This window comes from Photobacterium damselae, assembly GCF_003026815.1.
In the GTDB taxonomy this organism is placed as follows: domain Bacteria; phylum Pseudomonadota; class Gammaproteobacteria; order Enterobacterales; family Vibrionaceae; genus Photobacterium; species Photobacterium damselae.
This window is the reverse complement of the sequence record NZ_PYOG01000103.1, coordinates 1-949: the sequence shown is the minus strand read 5'-3', so window position 1 is coordinate 949 and position 949 is coordinate 1. Positions and strand designations below refer to the sequence as shown.

Annotated in this window: 1 protein-coding gene; it reads left to right on the top strand. The window is 46.0% G+C overall.

The annotated features are described in order from the left end of the window. Positions 1-949 (top strand): elongation factor Tu (gene tuf / locus CTN07_RS22500; RefSeq protein ID WP_107183776.1); only part of this gene is annotated, 949 nt, incomplete at both ends.

Sequence of the window (949 nt, the reverse complement as noted above, 5' to 3'; positions counted from 1 at the left end):
TGTCTAAAGAAAAATTTGAACGTACGAAACCGCACGTTAACGTTGGTACAATCGGCCACGTTGACCACGGTAAAACAACTCTAACTGCAGCAATCTGTACTGTACTTTCTAAAGTATACGGCGGTTCTGCTCGTGACTTCGCATCAATCGATAACGCTCCAGAAGAGCGTGAGCGCGGTATCACAATCTCTACTTCTCACGTAGAGTACGATACTCCAACTCGTCACTACGCACACGTTGACTGTCCTGGACACGCCGATTATGTTAAAAACATGATCACTGGTGCTGCTCAGATGGACGGTGGTATCCTAGTTGTTGCTGCAACTGATGGTCCTATGCCACAGACTCGTGAGCACATCCTACTTGGTCGTCAGGTTGGTATCCCTTACATCATCGTATTCATGAACAAGTGTGACATGGTTGATGATGAAGAACTACTTGAGCTAGTAGAAATGGAAGTTCGTGAACTTCTATCTGAGTACGACTTCCCAGGTGATGATTGCCCAGTAATCATGGGTTCTGCACTTGGCGCACTAAACGGCGAAGAGCAGTGGGAAGCAAAAGTTGTTGAACTAGCAGAAGCTCTAGACAACTACATCCCAGAGCCAGAGCGTGCTATCGATAAGCCGTTCATTCTTCCAATCGAAGACGTATTCTCAATCCAAGGCCGTGGTACTGTTGTAACTGGTCGTGTTGAGCAAGGTATCATCACTGTTGGTGACGAAGTAGAAATCGTTGGTATCAAACCAACTACTAAGACTACTTGTACTGGCGTTGAGATGTTCCGTAAGCTTCTAGACGAAGGCCGTGCTGGTGAGAACGTTGGTGTTCTTCTACGTGGTACTAAGCGTGACGAAGTTGAGCGTGGTCAAGTTCTAGCTAAGCCTGGTTCAATCACTCCACACACTACTTTCACTTCAGAAATCTATGTTCTTTCTAAAGATGAAGG